Consider the following 18,264-nt stretch of genomic DNA (forward strand, 5'->3'; position numbering starts at 1 on the left):
AAATCGCTTAAAAAGGATTCAAGACATGATAGAACACGTTCGGCGAGGCCATGCGGTAATAGTAGCTGCACCAGCCAACGCTTTTGTGGTTGAAACGGTTCGTGGTGCTGTATACCAATCGTTCCTGCTCCAGTTCTTCGATCCTCGCGATCCGTCCCTCAACGAAGTCGAGAATTCTGGCCGATGCGGTATCCAATCGGCTGAGGACCCCGCCATAACGGATGTCGATCACTTCCCACCCGAAGGGCTTGAACATCCGGTGCCACTGGGTGCGATGCGCGGCACGAAGCTCCTGCACGGACTTCGCAATGGCCGGCAGCACGTTTTTGGCCAGGTGCCTCAGCGTATCGGTGTCCTTCGCGTCATAGGCCTGCTTCAGCGTGATTCCGATCTCGCTTTTGCGCTTCAGCACGGCGCTAAGCTTCTCGGGCATCTCGAACAGATAGTCCAAATCGGCATTTTTGTCGCGTCGGTCATGGATGTCCCGCTCCAGCTCGGCATAGTGGTTAGCAAGGTCGAGGCTCTCGATTTGCTTGTCGAACAACCCGAGCAGCACATCCTGGTACAGCAGGAATTTCGAAGGATTGCTTTGCTTGGCGTTGTTTGGCTCCTGCCCGGGGATTTCGTCCAAATCCTTCAGCTTGAGGAAGGCCTCCATTTCGATTCCCGTACAGAACTTGACCCGTTCCGCCAACTGAGCCTGCGTTGGTTTTTGTTCCGAGTAGGCATGCTCGGCATAAAGCTGCAGGCCAAGCAGCGCCGCGAACGGATTTCCCTCGTTGCCGTCGTCGCCCCACATGGTCGCGTACACCTCGCGGATCCCTTCCTGCTTGCATACCTGCAAGGCGACATCCGAAGCGTTCAGGGACAGGCCGTAATTCACGCCGAACGTGTTGAAGATCCATACCGCTCCCGCGAATACCAGATTGCAGCCAAGCGGCCGGTGATTGGCAATCACCTTTTCGTAATCCTCCGGCTCCATGTGAACATAGTCCCAGTACACCATATCGACGTCCTTTGGAACGCGGCGGGCCATTTCCTCCGGAATGGAGGTCGCTTGATCGTAATAGTCGTCGCCGTTGCCGGAAGCCAGCTTCAAGAACATGTCGCTCCACATCATCGGCTTCAGGCCGCGCTTGCGGACGGCTGCCAGAACCTTATCCAGATGGGAAACCATGATATCAAAACGGCTCTTGTACCCGTTGGCGTCCAAATATTTGCCGCGTCCGAGTTCCTCCGCTTCGTCCATGCCGATGTGAATCTTTCTGCTGCGGAACGGTGCGTTGGCGGCCTCGATCATCCGCTCAATCAGTAAATCCGTCTGTTCGCTGCCGACCAGAAGGGCGCCCTTCGTGTCCCGGTAAGACTTGACCGGCTCCCACTTCAGAAACTCCTCCAGATGGGCGAGGGTCTGAATGCTTGGAAAAGCTTCAATGCCGAATTGATCGGCATAGTCGTCAATCTCTTTTAACTCTTGTTGCGTATAGCGGCCCCGCATGTAGCCGAAGTAGGGTTCATCCTCGATTTCGTATGTATCCTCCATGTAAAGCATGACGGTGTTCATGCCCATTAACGCCATTTTATTCAGCATGGATTTAAAGCTGTCTACCGTAAGCACCGCGTTGCGGGAGAGATCGAACATCGGTCCGACCTGATCGAATTGCTGTTTCTCCCGAATATGGAAGGAGGCGCTTTTTCGGCTGTGTTGGACAAGAAGGCCCAATCCCCGGAAAAATTGATGTTTCTTGCCGTAACGAATATAAGCTTGATCCGGCTCGCGGCCGACTTCCAGATCGCCTTTCGACGATTCCACCCGAACGGGTACCCCATCCTCCCCTAATTCCACGCCAATCTCCTGCGACAGCATCTGTATACCGGGCATTAAATCCGCAACATTGCCCTCGAGACATAACTTCATTCGAAAACCCCCTGTATCCATGATTTTGCGAACATTAAACATTATATCATTATAATGTTTAATGTTATTTGAATGCGAAGGGGAAAGCAATAATAACTTTGCCAGGCAGTGAATTAAATTTAATCAGGTCAAGCGCAGCGGCATTAAGTTGAAGCCCCTCAGACTTTGGCGATCAACCCTTGTAAGGGGGAAAACCGTCTAGTCACTGCCGCCGCTCTCGCCTTTGTTCCTTTGATTTAATGAAAGCACTCGGCGTAACCCCGAAATACCGGGTAAAGGCGCGGGAGAACGTAAATAGATCCGAGTAGCCAAGGGATAAAGCGGTATGCGTAATGCTAATTCGCTCAGCGGTCAACAGGCGGGTCGCTTTCTCCATAACCAGTTGCTGCATGTAGCGGGAAGGGGAAATGCCGTACCTTTGGGTGAATGCGCGGGTGAAATGACTTCGGTGCACGCCCGCCCATGCCGCAAGATCCTCCACGGACAGGTTGTCCGTGCAGTGAAGCTGCATGTAACCGGGAACGGCTTCGAGCCAATCCGATGAAGCGGCGGGAGCAGATGGGGCATGAATCCGCTGCCGATTGGGATCGATGCTGTGGATCAATTGGAAGCCAAGCGACATCAGCTGAAGGCTGTGGTCGTGCTGAGGCTCCATAAGCAGTCCCTGAATCTCCTTGATGATATCCAGTGATGCGTCGCCGAATGCGCCGTGCCGGTATGGACGCTGCGGGATTAAATCAATGCGCTCCAACACGGCAGGCATCTGCTCCCCCATAAATGCGGTCCACATCAGGGTCGTGGACGGCTGATCGCAATCTTTGACATACGTATAGATGGAGCCGGGGAACAGGCAGAAAAGATCGCCTTCGGAGAGGGTGACGTTATGGCCGTCCCAGCCAAACCGCACCTTGCCGCTGGCAACGAAATGTATACTATAAAACTCGACGGACCGGGGCCCGACTTTATCGCTGAAAAACGGGTGAAGGCCCGACTTGAAAATCCAAAGTCCCATTTCAGTCTCAAATCGAGCGGGATTATTCAGATACTCTTCCCTGGAAGACTTTTGGTTTAATGCCATGTACCTTACCGCCTGTCGTTGATGTTTATTTATTGCTATATCCTTATGATGCAACATAATGTTTAACGATTGCAATGATTAAGCATTCCCGGGCCGGTTGGAAGGGGTTACGATGGTTAGCAGGAAGGTCGATATTTTGGAGGAGGATCAGGAAATGAAAAAACCGAACTTGATCGTGATTTATTGCGATGATTTAGGTTATGGGGATCTTGGATGTTATGGCTCCGATTCGGTCAAGACGCCGAACTTGGACAAGCTGGCGGATGAAGGGATTCGCTTTACGAACTGGTACTCGAACTCGCCGGTCTGCTCTCCGTCCCGGGCCTCTTTGCTGACAGGCAGATATCCGGCGCGTGCGGGGGTCGGCGAAATACTGGGAGCGAAGCGGGGAACGAATGGATTGCCTGAAACCGAGGTGACGCTGGCCAAGGCGCTCAAGCCTGCGGGGTACAGAACCGCATTGTATGGAAAATGGCATTTGGGCATCTCCGAAGAAACGAGTCCGAACGCGCATGGTTTTGATGAATTCTTCGGCTTTAAAGCGGGGTGCGTCGATTTTTACTCCCATATTTTTTATTGGGGGCAGGGCAATGGCGTAAATCCATTGCATGATCTATGGGAAAATGAAACGGAAGTGTGGGAGAACGGGCGGTATATGACCGAATTGATTACGGAACGTTCGGTAGAGTTTATCAAGAAGAGTAAGGAGCAGGAGGATCCTTTCTTCCTGTTCGTGTCGTATAATGCCCCGCATTATCCGATGCATGCGCCGAAGGAATACATGGACCGCTTTGCGCATCTGCCGTGGGACCGGCAGGTTATGGCCGCGATGATAGCCGCCGTGGATGACGGAGTCGGGGATATTGTCGAGGCGCTCAAGGAGGCCGGAAGGTATGAGGACACGGTGATCTTTTTCTCCAGCGATAACGGGCCGTCATCCGAAAGCCGGAACTGGCTGGACGGTACGGAAGACATTTATTATGGAGGGAGCGCGGGAATTTTCCGCGGACATAAAGCGAGCTTGTTTGAAGGCGGAATCCGTGAACCTGCCATACTGAGCTGGCCGAATGGAATGGAGGGCGGACGGGTGTGTGACGAAGTGGCGGCGATGATGGACATGGTTCCCACCTTCCTGGATTTGGCGGGGGTTGACCCGGCAGAAGGTCCGCTTCGGAATGTCGCGATCGATGGAATCAGCTTGAAGGAGATGCTGGTAGAGGACGAATCTTCGCCGCATCAGCAAATCTTCTGGGAGTATCAAGGCCAACTGGCTGTCCGGGAAGGGAATTGGAAACTGGTACTGAATGGGAAACTGGACTTTGAACGCATGGTTCCGGCCCCCGTCCATCTGTCCGACCTGTCACAGGATCCGGGAGAGCGTACGAATTTGGCTGACCGGTACCCGGAAATCGTGGAGCGGTTAAGCCGGGATGTTCGGGCCTGGTATGACGAAGTAAAAGCATAGGTTCAGCTGTCGAAAAAGAGGGGGCACATCGCCCCCTCTTTTCGTGTTAAAATCGTTACGATTCTTATCGCGTGAAAGAGAGGGAATGCCTTTGTCGATTCGTATACGCTTGCTTCTTTCATTCACGAGCGTGCTTATGGTAACCATTATACTGTTTGCGGCGAGCGCTTATTTGATTACGATCGCCGTGACAGGGGATGTGCGAAGTTTCAGCGATTTTTATAAGAACCATTATAAGCTTAACCCGCTGTCGGACTCGGAGGAACGCATCTTTCTGGAACTCAAAACCCTTGCCAAGACAGACCCGGAGAAGCTCATGGATGAGGAACTCTTAAGCGATTACGATTTCCAGCTGCGAATCGTTCAAGCGGGCTTGTATGTACGAAAAGAGTCTGAGCAGCTGTTTGTGTCGCCGTCACTTCGGGAGCCGAAACTTGGCACGGTTTTGCCTGCGTATGAGATGGGAAATAATCAGATCCGGAATACGGTGAACCACGGAAGCCGTTTTTTTGCCTATGCCAAATTCGATTTTGCTTTCCCGGACAAGGACCGCGGAAGTATTTATGTGCTTCGCGAACGAAGTCCGTTTGCCGAAATGATTCGCAAGCTGTTCCCGATCTTGATCGGTGTGCTGCTGGCTGTTTTGTTATTCACCAATTGGTTGTTATTCCGGCTAATCACGCGATCTATCATTCAACCGCTTAACGGACTCCGGCAGTCGGCCGAGCAGATTAAGGCAGGAGATCTCCACTTTGAAGTCAAAGCACAGGGGAATGATGAAATCGGGCAGCTTTGTGCCTCTTTTGAAGAAATGAGGCGTCAACTGAAACATTCCGTCCAGCTTCAGGTGTTGTATGAAGAGAACCGAAAAGAGCTTCTGTCCAGTATTTCACATGATCTGCGGACGCCGATTACGACAATCAAGGGTTACGTGGAAGGCATTCGTGACGGTGTTGCCGATACACAGCTCAAAATGGACAAGTATCTGGATACGATCCATTCGAAGGTGATCAGCCTGGACCGCCTCGTGGATGAGCTGTTTCTATACTCCAAGTTAGATTTGAAAAGAGTTCCTTATTCGTTTGAACCCACCGATCTTCGGAGCTTTCTGCAGGATATTGTTGAGGAGCTGCGGTTTGATCTCGAATTGCAAGGCATTCATATTGAAGGAGTGTACCCTGACCGGCAGGTTCCGGCCGTTGCCGACCGTGACAAGCTGAAACGGGTTGTGCTGAATCTTATCGATAATGGCGTGAAGTACATGGATAAGGACGGGAAGAACATAACCGTTCGGCTTACCGAACAGGAGGACCGCGCAAAGGTTGAGATAACCGATAACGGTCCGGGCATTCGCGCGGAGCAGCTCCCCCATATTTTTGAACAGTTTTATCGGGGCGAAGCCCCCCGCGGCGGGGAAGCCGGAGGCAGCGGTCTGGGACTCGCCATTGCCAGACAGATTATCGAGGGGCATGGCGGGAGCATATGGGCAGAAAGCGAGTGGGGACAAGGCTGTTCGATTTATTTTACCTTGAAAAAGGCGACGGATAAGGCGGATGGGAGCGGTGTGGAATGACGCGTATATTGATCGTGGAAGATGAGTTGGCGATTGCGGAGCTGCAGCGGGATTATTTTGCGCTGGACGGTTATGAGGTCGATATTTGTTTGACCGGTACGGAAGGGTTGCAGCGGGCGACGGAAGGAGGGTATGACCTGATCATTCTCGATTTGCAGCTCCCGGGTATGGATGGATTCGAGCTGTGCAAACAAATTCGGGAGATTTGCGACGTACCGATCTTGATCGTATCGGCCAAGAAAGAGGAAGCGGATAAGATTCGAGGCTTTGGCCTGGGAGCCGATGATTTCGTGACGAAGCCTTTCAGCCCAAGCGAATTGGTGGCACGGGCGAAAGCTCATTTATCCCGATATAAGCGATTGGTCGGCAGCGGCAAAAAGGAGTCCGCAGAGGTGATTCGCATTCGCGAATTAACGATCGACAAGGCATCGCGGAGAGTGTATGTCCATGGCAGGGAGGTTGCCTTTACGGCTCGGGAATTTGAACTGCTCGTATTCTTTGCGCTTCATCCGAACCGGGTGTTCAGCAAAGAGGGGCTTTTCGAGCGGATATGGGGGCTCGAATCCATGGGAGACATTGCGACGGTTACGGTACATGTGCGCAGGTTGCGGGAGAAGATCGAGGCCGATCCGTCGAATCCGCAGTTCATCGAGACGGTCTGGGGAGCGGGATATCGTTTCACCGTATGATTGGATGGGGTGCCGCCTTTTGCTGGACCGCTTGGGAGCCGTGGTGAGAATGGGCTGACACCGTTATTTTCGAGACGTTTTCGGGGTTGTTTAGAAATTTTTAATCTTTCGTTTCGAGGCTGTTTAGATTCGGCATGTATCCTAGGTTTATGAGTCCTGAATCTAATGCAGAGAGGAAGATAGATGAGATGATGAAAAAAACGCATCGGAAAATAGCCCTTCTCGCGGCGGCAGCGGTTGTCGGAGCGAATGTAGTTATGAGTGGCAGTGCTGCTGCAGGCGGTAATGCGCCTGCCGAAGCTGTCAAGAAATCCGGCGAAGTCGCCACGGCCAAGTCGGATTACGGTACATATCGGGAGGCGATCGTTCAGCTTGTGAATCAAGGCGTCCTCGCGGGATATTCGGATGGAATAATGAAACCGCATCAGCATGTTAAGCGTGCTGAATTGGCGAAGATGGTCGTTCTCGGTCTTCAGCTGAAGAGCAAGGAAAACAGCGATGTGCAGCTGGAAGACGTAAAACAGAAAGACTGGTACTACAACTATGCAGCTACCGCTGTACAACTTGGTGTGATGACCAGCGACGAGGGCAGGTTTAAGCCGAATGGCCGCGTTACCCATGCAGAATTTGCGGAAATCATCGCGAAATCGTTACAGCGGGACGTATTGTCCGTGCGGTCATGGATGAAGGGCACTTATTCCGCAGATCAAAACGCTACACGAGGCGATGCGATTGAGCTGTTGGCAAACGCGCGAAAATCTATCCGATCGGAAGCTGCGAAAATCACAAAAATCCGTTCGCTGAACAAAATCACGATGGAAGCGACGTTCGATCAGCCGCTGACGCTGGAAAATGAAAGCCTGGAAGCAGGAATGAGCCATTTCGTGTTTGACCATGGCCTAAAGCTGGTGAATCAGCCGCGTCTGAAGACGGGATCGTTCGCGACCTACATTTTGCCGACGACGACGCAAACGCCAGATACGACCTATACGCTTACTTATAGAGGAAGCCAGAGCCTGAAGGCGGAGGCGAGCGGTGAGTTGATCCGTACGAATGAAGCGCGCCAGGTTGACAAGGATTCCTTCGAGCTTGAGATTCTGAAATCGGAAGGCGTAACGGATTACGGATATATTATTTCCGCATATGCCGGAGGCCGCGGCAGCAATGCCTTTATTCTGGATGAGAACAATATGTTCAACGGTCAGCCATTTCAGGTTGTGTCATCCTTGCGCAGCCGGAGCGTAACCATTACGCCGAAAGGCGGCGAGGCTATGGTGGCTAACTATCTGCCGTTCACGCAGTCGACGGACGGTAAACAGGAGCCGAAGTTCCGTCTGCCGAACGGAGCGCAATTGAAGCCGGGCGTCACGTATACGGTGACCTCCGATTGGTTGACCCTAAAGAACGCGACCTTTGTTGCGCAGGAAACCGCGCCCGTGCAGATTGCGTCCACGGCTCAAGTCGATGCAGCTTCCCTGAACGTGACTTTGTCGCAGGATCCGGGTGATGAGATTTTCGTTCAGCGCGAAGTGAAGCTCACAGGCGCTGACGGTTCGGAAGCAAAAGCGCAGTACACGGTGCAGAGCCGTAAAGGCGCAACGGGTACGTTCGCATTGCAAAACGATGTCAAATTGACGCCGGGTGTGACTTACACGGTCGAGCCAATAGGCGATTGGGCTGTGGCCTCTGAAACGTTGACCTTGACGGCGAAATAATCCCTTATACCCTATTGCATGCTTCCGAAACCTGTTGATAGACACTTCGGGAGGAAGTATTGGATTTCAATGTTGCTTGGCTTGTACTACCCGCAGAAACGCTTCGTCCATAAAAGGAAGGCGAAGTCGTTTTTTGCTTGTTAAGGATGTGGAGGTTATGTGGAAACGGCATACGCCGCTGATACTAAGTCTTATGCTTGTCATTCAAGGGTGTTTCGCAAGTGATGCCGGGAAGCCGAATGCTTCTGCAAAGGAGGACGCAGAGATGAGCGAACAATTGTTTCAGGCGGTGAAGGAAAAAGATGCGAAGGCGGTGGCGAATATCATTAAGAAGGGAGCCGACATCAACGCCCAGGATTCCAACGGGCGGACTCCGCTAATGATCGCCACTCGCCGGAATGATGCGGCAACGGCAAAAGTTCTGATCGATGCGGGTGCGGATGTGAACATTCAGGATCATATCAAGGATAACCCTTTCTTGTATGCGGGGGCCGAAGGCTACCTCGAAATATTAAAGCTTACGATTGATGCAGGGGCAGATTCCAAGATCACGAACCGATATGGAGGAACGGCCTTGATTCCGGCTTCGGAGCACGGTTATGTGGATGTCGTGAAAGAGCTTCTGACGCGTACGGATATTGATGTGAATCATGTGAATAATCTCGGCTGGACGGCATTGCTGGAAGCCATCATCTTGAACGATGGAGGGTTGAAGCAGCAGCAAACCGTTCAACTGCTGATTGATCACGGGGCAGACGTGAACATTGCGGATCGTGAACGAGTGACGCCATTGCAGCATGCGCGTGAAAAAGAATTCGCGGAAATCGAGCGGATCCTGGTGAAGGCAGGCGCCCAATAATTCCTTTATACCCCTAACGGACATCATTCGATGTCCGTTTTTTGTTGTAGAACAGAGCGTGAAATATAGACGATATCTCTTTATGAATGTTATTTTATAGATCTATAAGTATATATCTATATTTTTATTGAAACTCGATTGACTTATGGGGAAACATAAGATAACATGAGGTAGCAAATTGTTTAATCAGTAAATTACTAAATTAGTATTTTAGTAATTTGATAAACAGAAAAGAGGAAGATCAATGAAAATACCAACTACGCTTAAACATAAACCTGTTATTGTTTCTGAAAATTATGAATCCATTGACGGGCGGAAGGCTCGCAATACGGATGCCAAAGGGCTCTCCTTGGGACTTGCCCAGTGGAATGATAGAGGGAAACTGGATATTTCCGCCAAAGTATGGCGCCATGCCGGGGAGAAGTGGTCCCGCCAATCCGAAGAGCTGCCTATGCACCGCGTGCTGGACCTTGCCATTTTGATCTGCAGAAGCAGTTTATATTTTCAGGACGCGTACCGCTTTCCGAAAATGTATGATCCGGATAACACCATGATCGACCGGGTCGGATTGCAAGGGGATGCCATGAGCGTATCCGTCTGCACGGACAACCCCATGATTGATGACGATATCAAGCTGTTTTCCCAAGCGCTGAGCGATGACGGCGAAATGATTGGAGAACGGCTCCGGGTATTATCAAGCCTATTGAAGGAAATGGGATATTAAATAAACGAGAAGCAAGGTGAAATCTTATGAATAACCAGAAAGAATACGATTTGTCACCCGGAAGACAGCTGACGGAAGCCGAGCAAAAGCTTGTCTGGAGAATCCCGCCATCCCATAAAGCCGGCGAAGAAGAGCTGCGCATTTGCAGGGAGATCAAGCGAAACTGGAACCGCGGGGAAATGAAAATCGCCAACATTCTGCTGGAAGGCGACGCCGGTTCCGGTAAAACGCAGCTTGCAAAAGCATTGTCCGCTCGTTTCGGGCTGCCGTATACGAAGGTGACCTGTTTTGCCGACATGGATAAATCGGATATCATTGGCGCTATTTTGCCGGTGATTTCGTCTGAACGGTTAGAAGGGCTGGAACTTGAAGACCAAAGCGCCTTGAAAGCATTATATGAAAGCGACGGTTTTCAAAGCTCGACCGAAATTTTGATGAACGCGCTTGGAGTGGACCGGGAGCAGGCTGCCTTAAAAATGAAGCAGTTATTGCTTCTGGCTGCGGAAAGCAGCAGAGATGAAGCGGTGGAGTACCGTTTTTACCCTTCGGAGATCGTCAGTGCTTATCAGAAGGGTTATCTTTTGGAAATCCAGGAACCGACCGTAATCCGGGACGCAGCGGTGTTAATGGCGCTGAACTCAGCCCTGGAGCCGGATGGCAGTATCAATCTGCCCACGGAAGTGGTTCACAGACATCCCGACTTTATAGCGGTGATTACAACAAACCGCAGCTATGCAGGGACCAGACCGCTCAACGAAGCATTGCGGGACAGGGTTCAGCACACGGAAAAGATGGATTTGCCGAATCGGGAAGTCATGATGGATCGGGCCATGGCCAAAACCGGATATACCAATCAAAAGGTGTTGGGTGCCCTGGCGGATGTCATTATTCTATTGGACAAAACGGCTCGGGCGAATGCGATTAAGGGCGTGGCCGGTATGCGCTCCTATTTCTACTGGACCGATGCGGTGGCGGCTGGCGCTTCCGTCAAGGAATCCCTGTACCATAAAGTGATCTACAAAATCACGACAGACCCCGAGGAAATCAGAATACTGGAGGATGCGCTGAAAAACCACGGCTTGTCGGCAAGTTTGGCAGAAGTTGAATCGGAGGCAAAAAAAAAACGAAATTCCGATGATGCCTTAGAGCTCAGAATATGGGGAGCCACGGACAACGCCGGATTGGACGAGGATGACGCTTTGGAGGAAAACGGGATCGCGTTAAAAAAGTCCGCCGACAGCGAGGAAGGTTCACAAGATGCTGCCGAGGATGCTTCCGATATGAAGAGTCCGGATTGGAGCGGGGACGGCTCTCCCCAATATCATCAGTCCAATCCGGAAGCCATGTCGGCCAAGCAGAAGGAGCGGGAATTTCGCAAAAAGCTGAATCGGGACGCCAGGGAGATCGTGTCCGGTTCCATTCATAAAGGTGTCAAGCTTATCGTGCACCGTCCGGATTACACTTTAGAAAACCAGCAGGAGTATTTGAAGCTGAGCAAGGAGCTGATGCCGATCGTCCGGGAAATCGCCAGAAAGGCATTGCCGCTGTTGGAGCAGGAGGTGGCTGCCGAGTTTTCAAGAAATCAGTTGTATGGCAGTAAATTTCAAGCCGACAGTGTAGCATACCGGGATTTTAGGCATTTTTCCAAAAAACGGCCTCCGACCGAATCGCCCTCGCTTGTTGTTGGATTAAGGGTGGATGAATCGGCTTCGATGTCCGCGTTTGGTCGGCTGGAAGCGGCCAAGCGCGCGGTGATAGCCGTTTACGAGTTTTGCAGGATATGCGATATTCCCGTATTGATTTACGGTGACACCGCGGATGTTTCCAGGCTGGAGCAAATGTCGATTTTTGCATACGCCGATTTTGATCAAACTGACCCAAATGACCGGTTCAGATTGATGGAGATCCGTGCCAGAAGCAATAACCGCGACGGCATGGCCCTCAGGATTCTGGGGGAGCGGCTTACGGCCGCACCGCAGCAGACAAAGCTGCTGATCAGCATCAGCGACGGACAGCCCAAAGCGATGGACGATTACACCGGGATCAGGGCTGCCGAAGACATCCAACGGACCATAGCCGAATACGAGCGAAAGGGGATAACCTTTCTCGCAGCGGCCATTGGCCAGGACAAAGAAGTGATCAGTCAAATCTACGGGTTCGAGAGATTTCTCGATATTACCGACCTTAAAGAGCTTCCCGTGAAGCTGGTTCGCATGATCGCCAGGCATTTGTAGAAAGGAAGGATATCATGGATAAGCAAAAACGGAAGGAATTGCTGGAGGAGTATAAACAAATAAAAACCTACATGGGCGTATTCCAAATCAAAAACAAGACCAACGGCAAAATTTACATCGGATCCTGCCCCAACCTGAAAAACAAATGGCTGACCCTGGAGAGCCAGCTGGCGATGGGCCGGTTTGCCAATTTGCAGCTGCAGAAGGACTGGAAGGAGCTGGGTCTCGAAGCCTTCACATATGAGGTGCTGGAGGAAAAGGAAGCGGACGAGATTGCCGATAAGCGCTGGGAACTCAAGCAAATGGAAAAGAAGTGGCTTGAAAAGTTGCAGCCATTCGGAGATAAGGGATATAATAAGCCGCCCAAGGAATGATAGATGGATAGAAAGCTGAAGACGCTGACGCAAATTAGTCAGTGTCTTTTGTTCGTTAGGGCGACAGCAAAAAAAAACGGGCATGGGGTCCGCTGCTGAGCCTCCTAAATCCTCATCTGGATGCTGACGGGTTAAAAAGGCATTTTCGCTGGAGGAAGCGGAGTTATTTATGAAATGTTTCCTACCCCATTTCATTTCATGAATATGGAGCAAATCCCCGAGGAGCTTTTTTACCGCAGAAGTCATTTTGCTTGTCCATAATTAAAAAAAGAGTCATTGAGCCTGCATATATTGGGTGCGGAGAGCAATGGGAAAGGGGAGCGATCGGTCAAGGGATATGGACGGGGGTTCCGTTATCTTCCCTGCTGCAGATGGCGGGCATGAAACCCTTGGCCAGGGAAGTGGTCGCAGAAGGTTGGGATGAGGGACATCGTCCGGATATGCCGGGAAGTTTCCCCTATGCCCGGAGCTTGCCTATTTCTAAAGCAATGCATCCCGATACGCTTATTGCATACGCCTATAACGGACAGCCTTTGACTTACAGGCACGGATTTCCCCTAAGGCTCATCGTTCCTCATTGGTACGCGATGGCTTCGGTTAAATGGGTGCGAAGAATCATAGTAACCTCGGATGCGTTTCAAGGTCCTTTTCAGAGGCTCCCGGCCGAATTCCTTGGTGCAATTTAGGCATGATTGGGAGGTAAATAAAACCGGGGAGCATTCCATTATTTCGAGATCTGAAGACACATTTGGCAGAAGACAACCGCTAAAAGCTTTCTGGAACCGAAAGGGCTACGGGTTCAATGCAGCGGACCGGGTAACCGTCAACATAGAATAGGGACCGGATTTGCTAATCCCTCGGCCTCCATTTCACTACGATCAGGACACCTTGAGAGGTGTCTTTTTTGCCGGACCAGTGAAATATCGGGTATTCAGGATAGATTCGTTTCAAAATGGATATTTTATTTAAACGAATAAGGGGGGGTATTTGATGAAAACATTCGCCGTTTTTATTCTGCTGCTTACGATAAGCTCGGGCACCGCTCTCATGTTAGATTGGGTTATCCGCATTCCGTTTCCATTGTCCGTTCGAAATTCGGTAAGCTTTATATGGTTCTTGAACGCCCCTGAGTATATACTTCTTGGAATATTCGTATCCTTGCCCCTGATGAGGGCCTTGTTCCGCTTTATCCTGCAGCACTATTTGCAGGGAGTCTGAATTTCGGCAGCTTATCCCTTTTTACCAAACCATTTGCGAATGAAAATAACGAAAACCATCAGAAGCGGGATGCCAACGGTTATGATCGCCTGAAAATTGGCAATCGAGATTTTTCCTTCCCACAGGTGCTCGTTCATGCTGCTCGCGATGAACATGGATAACAGGAGAATAACGATACCGACAGGAGCAACCAACGGCTGGTAGGACTGAAAACGAAACAAGTCGGCGGTGCCGAGAACCGCTGCATAATACAGTACGGAGATTTTGAAAAAATCGACGATAATCATCGTAAATAGCGCAATCAGGTCCAAACGCTGCAAAAATTCGGCGACCTCCACTTTGCTGATCATCGTCAGCAAGGCGAAGACGGACCTGCCCGCAATGTCCGCCCCGAGTACGGCGATGTCCAGCGCGATAGTATAGCTGAGCAGGAGGCCGCTAAAGATGATCGCATATATTCCGATCCGGGTTTGTTTTTCTTTTCGCTTCAAATAAGGAAACAACATGCCGAAGCAGATCATCTCGCCGAAGGGGAAGATAATCGTGTTGGGATATACGGTTTCAAAAACGGGCCTCCAGCCGTTCTCAAGCACGGGCCGAAGCTCATTCAGATCCACGATCCCGGAGAGGGATATCAAGATGTTTCCCGTTAACCCCAGCACAATGATCATAACGATAAAAATCTCTCCGATGCGCGCCAATACCTCAATGCCCAGGTATAGGACATAACCCACAGCCGCAACCATGACCAGATTGAGCACCAGGAGAGGCGTGCGGTCATAGGAGGAGGTACGCAAAAGCTCGCCGGCATCCCGTACATCCCGGGCAGCATCATATATGAAATACAAGACGAACAGAAACCCGATCACCCATCCCAACAGCTTGCCCATGATTTTTCTGGAAATGCCGGTCAGGGGGAGACCCGGATATTGGCGGGAGATAATGCTGAATACGGCAAATAAAGCCGTGCCGTGAGCCGTTCCGATCAGGATGGCCAGCCAGGCGTCCTTCTTGGCATCCAAGCCGTAATTGACGGCTATCGACGTCCCGAATACAAATAACACGATCAGGGCAAACAGCTGTTTTCCGTTGATTTGGGCATGCTCCATTTTTTAATTCCCCCTTCGAAGCCCATAACTATTTAACCGAATAAGATTTGGTTCTCATTCCCGAATGGCGTATGAAAGAGTCTACGGTTACATGCACTTCGCATTCCGCAAAAAGGGCATCCCATTTCTTCGCTACCTTCTTCCAGCCGTCCGGGTTATCCCGGTTTAGAGCTTGGCTAAAACCAAAAACGTCGCACTTTTCTTTCTGGGCCGCCCTTACGGCTCCCATGACTTCTTCCTTTACCAGCTCGCTCCACTGTTGTTCCAACTTCGCGATTTCCTCCGGCCTTTGAAGATTGATGCCGCACATGATTTCATTTAAGCTTCCTTCCTGTTTAACCGCGATATGGATGAACGGTTCTCCGCCGCGAAGCTGTGCTTTGACCTTAGTCGTTGAACGCAGGAGCTCGATCGAAATTGCATCCTTTTTTTCTTTGCAGTCCAGCACGTCGGCGCTGCTTTTTATTTTGTTTTGAACACGCACGACGCCGCGGGCGTCCATGCCGTCGATCCATTTTTTTAATTTGCCGTCTTTAAATATAGCGATTCCGCTTATTTCGGTGTGTACCTGGGGCTCGGTCTGCTCCACGTTTTTCTGTTTATGTCCCTGCTCCTTGTTGCCTATCAAGCGAATCCCGTTGATAACCGGTTCGGTTCCCGGAGTGCCGAGGGCGCGAATAATGTCGTCTACTTGGATCTCCATGTTCTGGGACAACAGCATGGACGTGAATTTCAGTCTCCCATTCACGGCGTTTGCCGGAATTTTCTCGATGGGAGCTATCGTACTAAGGACTTCTTCAGCAGTACTTTCCCTGGCGATCATCACTCTGGAAGTCAGCCGGGTTTCATTCATCCTTTCGAACAGATCCAGCAGGTCAGCGATCCCTTCACGGGCCAGCTCCTCGCCGATGATGATAATGCGGGTATGCGAGAAGAACAGCTGTCGAGGCCAAGTGATGGAAGCATTGCGAATGGCCTCAAAGATGGTCTTGCCATGGCTGGAGTATACGGTGACCGGGGTGGTTCTCCCCCCGCCCGCCCCGGTGATCCCCGCCGATATCTCAGAAGGGTTAACGACTTGGAACGAAACATGATACTGGTTGTCTGTCGCGGATTTATCGATGCCCATGGACGAAACGATGGCTAGCTGGGGAATTTCCCGTGCGTCCCAGCAGCCCTGCAAGAATAAGATGACCATGAGAAGTGGGAGTAAAAGGATTCGATTCGCTCTCATACGCTTCTCCTTTGGATGCTGATTTGCCGGCGCAGGCAAGTTCACCCCTTCGCTCGGGGATCAGGCTTATGTTGAACGGCCGGACGATACGGAGCAAAGGGAGATAGATACGGCACGCCAAGGGAACGAAGGCTGCTCAGGTGGGCCGTCAGGACAATGAAGGCAACAACGAGTCCAAAGAAGCCAAAGGCTGCGGCCAGCAATAAAAACAATAAGCGAATCAGCCGGGCCGCGATCGCCAGATTGTAGGAGGGCGTGGCGAAGCTGGCGATACCCGTAATCGAAACGACGATAAGCATCGCCGGCGATATGATTCCCGCCTGCACGGCGGCCTGACCCAGAACCAGCGCGCCGACGATCGAGACGGCCTGTCCGACCGCACGAGGCATCCGAATGCCTGCTTCGCGCAGAACCTCGAAGCTGAATTCCAACAGTATCGCCTCGACCAGTGCCGGAAAGGGAACGCCTTCCCTCGATGCGGCGATATGAATCAACAGGGTCGTGGGGATCAAGTCCTGATGATATGTAACGGCCGCAACATACAGCGATGGGAGCAGGATGGAAATGATAAAGCCGACATATCTCAGAACCCGTAGAAAGACCCGTATATCGTTGCGGTTGTAACGGTCCTCCGTCGTATGGAAAAACTGAAAAAAAATGGTGGGGACGATCAGAACGAAAGGGGTTCCGTCCACGAAAATGGCAACTCTTCCGTCCAATAGATTCATGGAGACAGCATCCGGGCGTTCCGTATTGTAAACGGTAGGAAAAAAAGTCGGTGCCTTGTCTTCAAGCAATTTTTCAAGATAGCCGGATTCAAGAATCGCTTCGATTTGGGCTTCGCCGAAACGCTTTTTGACTTCACGGACAACTGCCTCATCGGCCTTTCCTTGGATATACATGATGGCAGTGTTGGTTTGGGTGGCTTTGCCGATTTTCATGGAATCGATTCTCAGATCGGGATTTTTGATTCTGCGCCGGATTAAGGCGATGTTGGTCCCGAGCGATTCGTTAAACCCATCCTTCGGTCCGCGAATCGCGACCTGGGAGGTGGGTTCCTCCACTCCTCTCGTGTCTCCGCCTTTGGTTCCGCAGCCGATCGCTTTCCCGCACCCGTCTATAATCAGGACGGTTTCTCCCGACAACAGGGACATAATCAACGCATTCCAGTCCGAGATTTCGGATGCTTCCCCGATTTTTAGAACACGCTCATAAATGATTTCAAACTTATGTTCTTGGCGGGCGGATTGAATCTGCGCCAGTTCCTCCACCCCGTCCATAAGCGAAGTCATCACGGTCTCGTTGACCGTTTTCTTATCGGCCAGATTGTCGATATAAACGGCTGCCGCGGGGGAGGGACTGGTCCCAAGCTTGAATTTTCGCACAATCAGGTCGGAGGAGGAGCCAAGCCTTTGTTGTATGCGGCGTATCGTCTCATCCAAATCGGTGCCCAGCGAATTGTTTTCGAAGTCGGCCGGCTGGTTTTGGGTTGGTGTATCGTGTTTGCGATTGCCCAGCTTTTTAAGTATCCATGACAGCACGTCGAGAAACCCCTTTAGCAGATAGGATACGTCAAGTTATAGGCAAATCCGGGGGCCTTTATACGCCACGGGGATAACGGGCGCGTTGTTCCGCTGTTTGCGGTAAACGCCTAATCTTCGGCAAACATTAGACAGCGCATATCGGGGAGATTAGGGAGTTTATGAGGATGTATACACATGAACAAATTCTCGTAAAGCTTGCTTTACATCGCCTTGAAATAAACCTCCATGATAGCAAATGATCCGCTCGATGTCATAGTTGAGCAAACGTTGGACGGAGTGGACGGCCTCATCCAAATCTAATGTAAACTGGGGATTGGCGATATTCAATTGTCCATTTTCAATAACAACGGCATCTCCCGCGATCAACGTTTTGTCGGCAGGAAGATATAAGGACATATGTCCGGGCGTGTGCCCCGGAGTATGAATAATGTCGATGCCTCCGCACCATGGAAGATGCTCACCATCGGAAACTGTTCGGTCCAGCAGGGGCCGGCTCGACCGATTGCCAACAGCCGAATAAACTGTCCGCC

The 18,264-nt window shown here is 51.2% G+C and carries 15 protein-coding genes and 1 pseudogene; 10 read left to right on the forward strand and 6 right to left on the reverse strand.

Annotation, left to right across the window (positions count from 1 at the left end; all coding sequences use genetic code 11):
- Positions 1–7 precede the first annotated feature (7 nt).
- Together XI25_RS30715 and XI25_RS30720 are read right to left on the reverse strand one after the other, a co-directional pair.
- On the reverse strand, positions 8–1,918 hold the full coding sequence (locus tag XI25_RS30715) for a beta-N-acetylhexosaminidase (RefSeq protein WP_046681627.1): 1,911 nt from the start codon (positions 1,916–1,918) through the stop codon (positions 8–10).
- Positions 1,919–2,120: 202 nt separating this feature from the next.
- On the reverse strand, positions 2,121–2,996 hold the full coding sequence (locus XI25_RS30720; protein WP_046681628.1) for a helix-turn-helix domain-containing protein: 876 nt from the start codon (positions 2,994–2,996) through the stop codon (positions 2,121–2,123).
- A gap of 154 nt (positions 2,997–3,150) precedes the next feature.
- Between XI25_RS30720 and XI25_RS30725 the strand changes: the two genes are divergently transcribed.
- The 10 genes from XI25_RS30725 (at position 3,151) to XI25_RS30770 (ending at position 13,847) form a co-directional block, all read left to right on the forward strand.
- Positions 3,151–4,461, forward strand: coding sequence for a sulfatase-like hydrolase/transferase (locus XI25_RS30725; protein WP_046681640.1), 1,311 nt, complete (start codon positions 3,151–3,153; stop codon positions 4,459–4,461).
- A 91-nt stretch (positions 4,462–4,552) separates the two neighbouring features.
- Positions 4,553–6,034 (forward strand): sensor histidine kinase, encoded by a 1,482-nt coding sequence (locus tag XI25_RS30730; RefSeq protein WP_046681641.1) that lies wholly within the window; start codon positions 4,553–4,555, stop codon positions 6,032–6,034.
- Complete coding sequence (locus XI25_RS30735) at positions 6,031–6,723, forward strand: response regulator transcription factor (protein ID WP_046681629.1); 693 nt, start codon at positions 6,031–6,033, stop codon at positions 6,721–6,723. The genes XI25_RS30730 and XI25_RS30735 overlap by 4 nt, the downstream gene beginning before the upstream one ends.
- Before the next feature lie 188 nt (positions 6,724–6,911).
- Positions 6,912–8,438 (forward strand): S-layer homology domain-containing protein, encoded by a 1,527-nt coding sequence (locus XI25_RS30740; RefSeq protein ID WP_052759815.1) that lies wholly within the window; start codon positions 6,912–6,914, stop codon positions 8,436–8,438.
- A 157-nt stretch (positions 8,439–8,595) separates the two neighbouring features.
- A complete protein-coding gene (locus tag XI25_RS30745; protein WP_082112557.1) occupies positions 8,596–9,297 on the forward strand; it encodes an ankyrin repeat domain-containing protein in 702 nt (233 codons plus the stop codon).
- A gap of 244 nt (positions 9,298–9,541) precedes the next feature.
- Positions 9,542–10,021: a DUF6530 family protein gene (locus tag XI25_RS30750; protein WP_046681630.1), complete on the forward strand. Its 480-nt coding sequence runs from the start codon at positions 9,542–9,544 to the stop codon at positions 10,019–10,021.
- A gap of 26 nt (positions 10,022–10,047) precedes the next feature.
- Positions 10,048–12,255: an AAA family ATPase gene (locus XI25_RS30755; protein WP_046681631.1), complete on the forward strand. Its 2,208-nt coding sequence runs from the start codon at positions 10,048–10,050 to the stop codon at positions 12,253–12,255.
- A 14-nt stretch (positions 12,256–12,269) separates the two neighbouring features.
- Positions 12,270–12,629: a GIY-YIG nuclease family protein gene (locus tag XI25_RS30760; RefSeq protein WP_046681632.1), complete on the forward strand. Its 360-nt coding sequence runs from the start codon at positions 12,270–12,272 to the stop codon at positions 12,627–12,629.
- A gap of 251 nt (positions 12,630–12,880) precedes the next feature.
- Complete coding sequence (locus XI25_RS30765) at positions 12,881–13,315, forward strand: molybdopterin-dependent oxidoreductase (RefSeq protein WP_046681633.1); 435 nt, start codon at positions 12,881–12,883, stop codon at positions 13,313–13,315.
- A 304-nt stretch (positions 13,316–13,619) separates the two neighbouring features.
- Complete coding sequence (locus XI25_RS30770) at positions 13,620–13,847, forward strand: hypothetical protein (protein WP_046681634.1); 228 nt, start codon at positions 13,620–13,622, stop codon at positions 13,845–13,847.
- A gap of 11 nt (positions 13,848–13,858) precedes the next feature.
- On the opposite strand, the gene XI25_RS30775 is transcribed toward XI25_RS30770, so the two are convergent.
- The 4 genes and pseudogenes from XI25_RS30775 to XI25_RS30790 form a co-directional block, all read right to left on the reverse strand.
- Positions 13,859–14,956 carry a GerAB/ArcD/ProY family transporter gene (locus tag XI25_RS30775; RefSeq protein ID WP_046681635.1) on the reverse strand — a complete coding sequence of 366 codons (1,098 nt, stop codon included), beginning with the start codon at positions 14,954–14,956 and terminating at the stop codon, positions 13,859–13,861.
- A 28-nt stretch (positions 14,957–14,984) separates the two neighbouring features.
- On the reverse strand, positions 14,985–16,190 hold the full coding sequence (locus XI25_RS30780; RefSeq protein WP_046681636.1) for a Ger(x)C family spore germination protein: 1,206 nt from the start codon (positions 16,188–16,190) through the stop codon (positions 14,985–14,987).
- Between the two features lie 41 nt (positions 16,191–16,231).
- Positions 16,232–17,731 (reverse strand): spore germination protein, encoded by a 1,500-nt coding sequence (locus XI25_RS30785; RefSeq protein WP_082112559.1) that lies wholly within the window; start codon positions 17,729–17,731, stop codon positions 16,232–16,234.
- Positions 17,732–17,890: 159 nt separating this feature from the next.
- A pseudogene (locus XI25_RS30790) lies at positions 17,891–18,264 on the reverse strand (MBL fold metallo-hydrolase); the annotation flags it as partial.

This window comes from Paenibacillus sp. DMB20, from assembly GCF_000987955.1.
Classification (GTDB): domain Bacteria; phylum Bacillota; class Bacilli; order Paenibacillales; family Paenibacillaceae; genus Paenibacillus_AQ.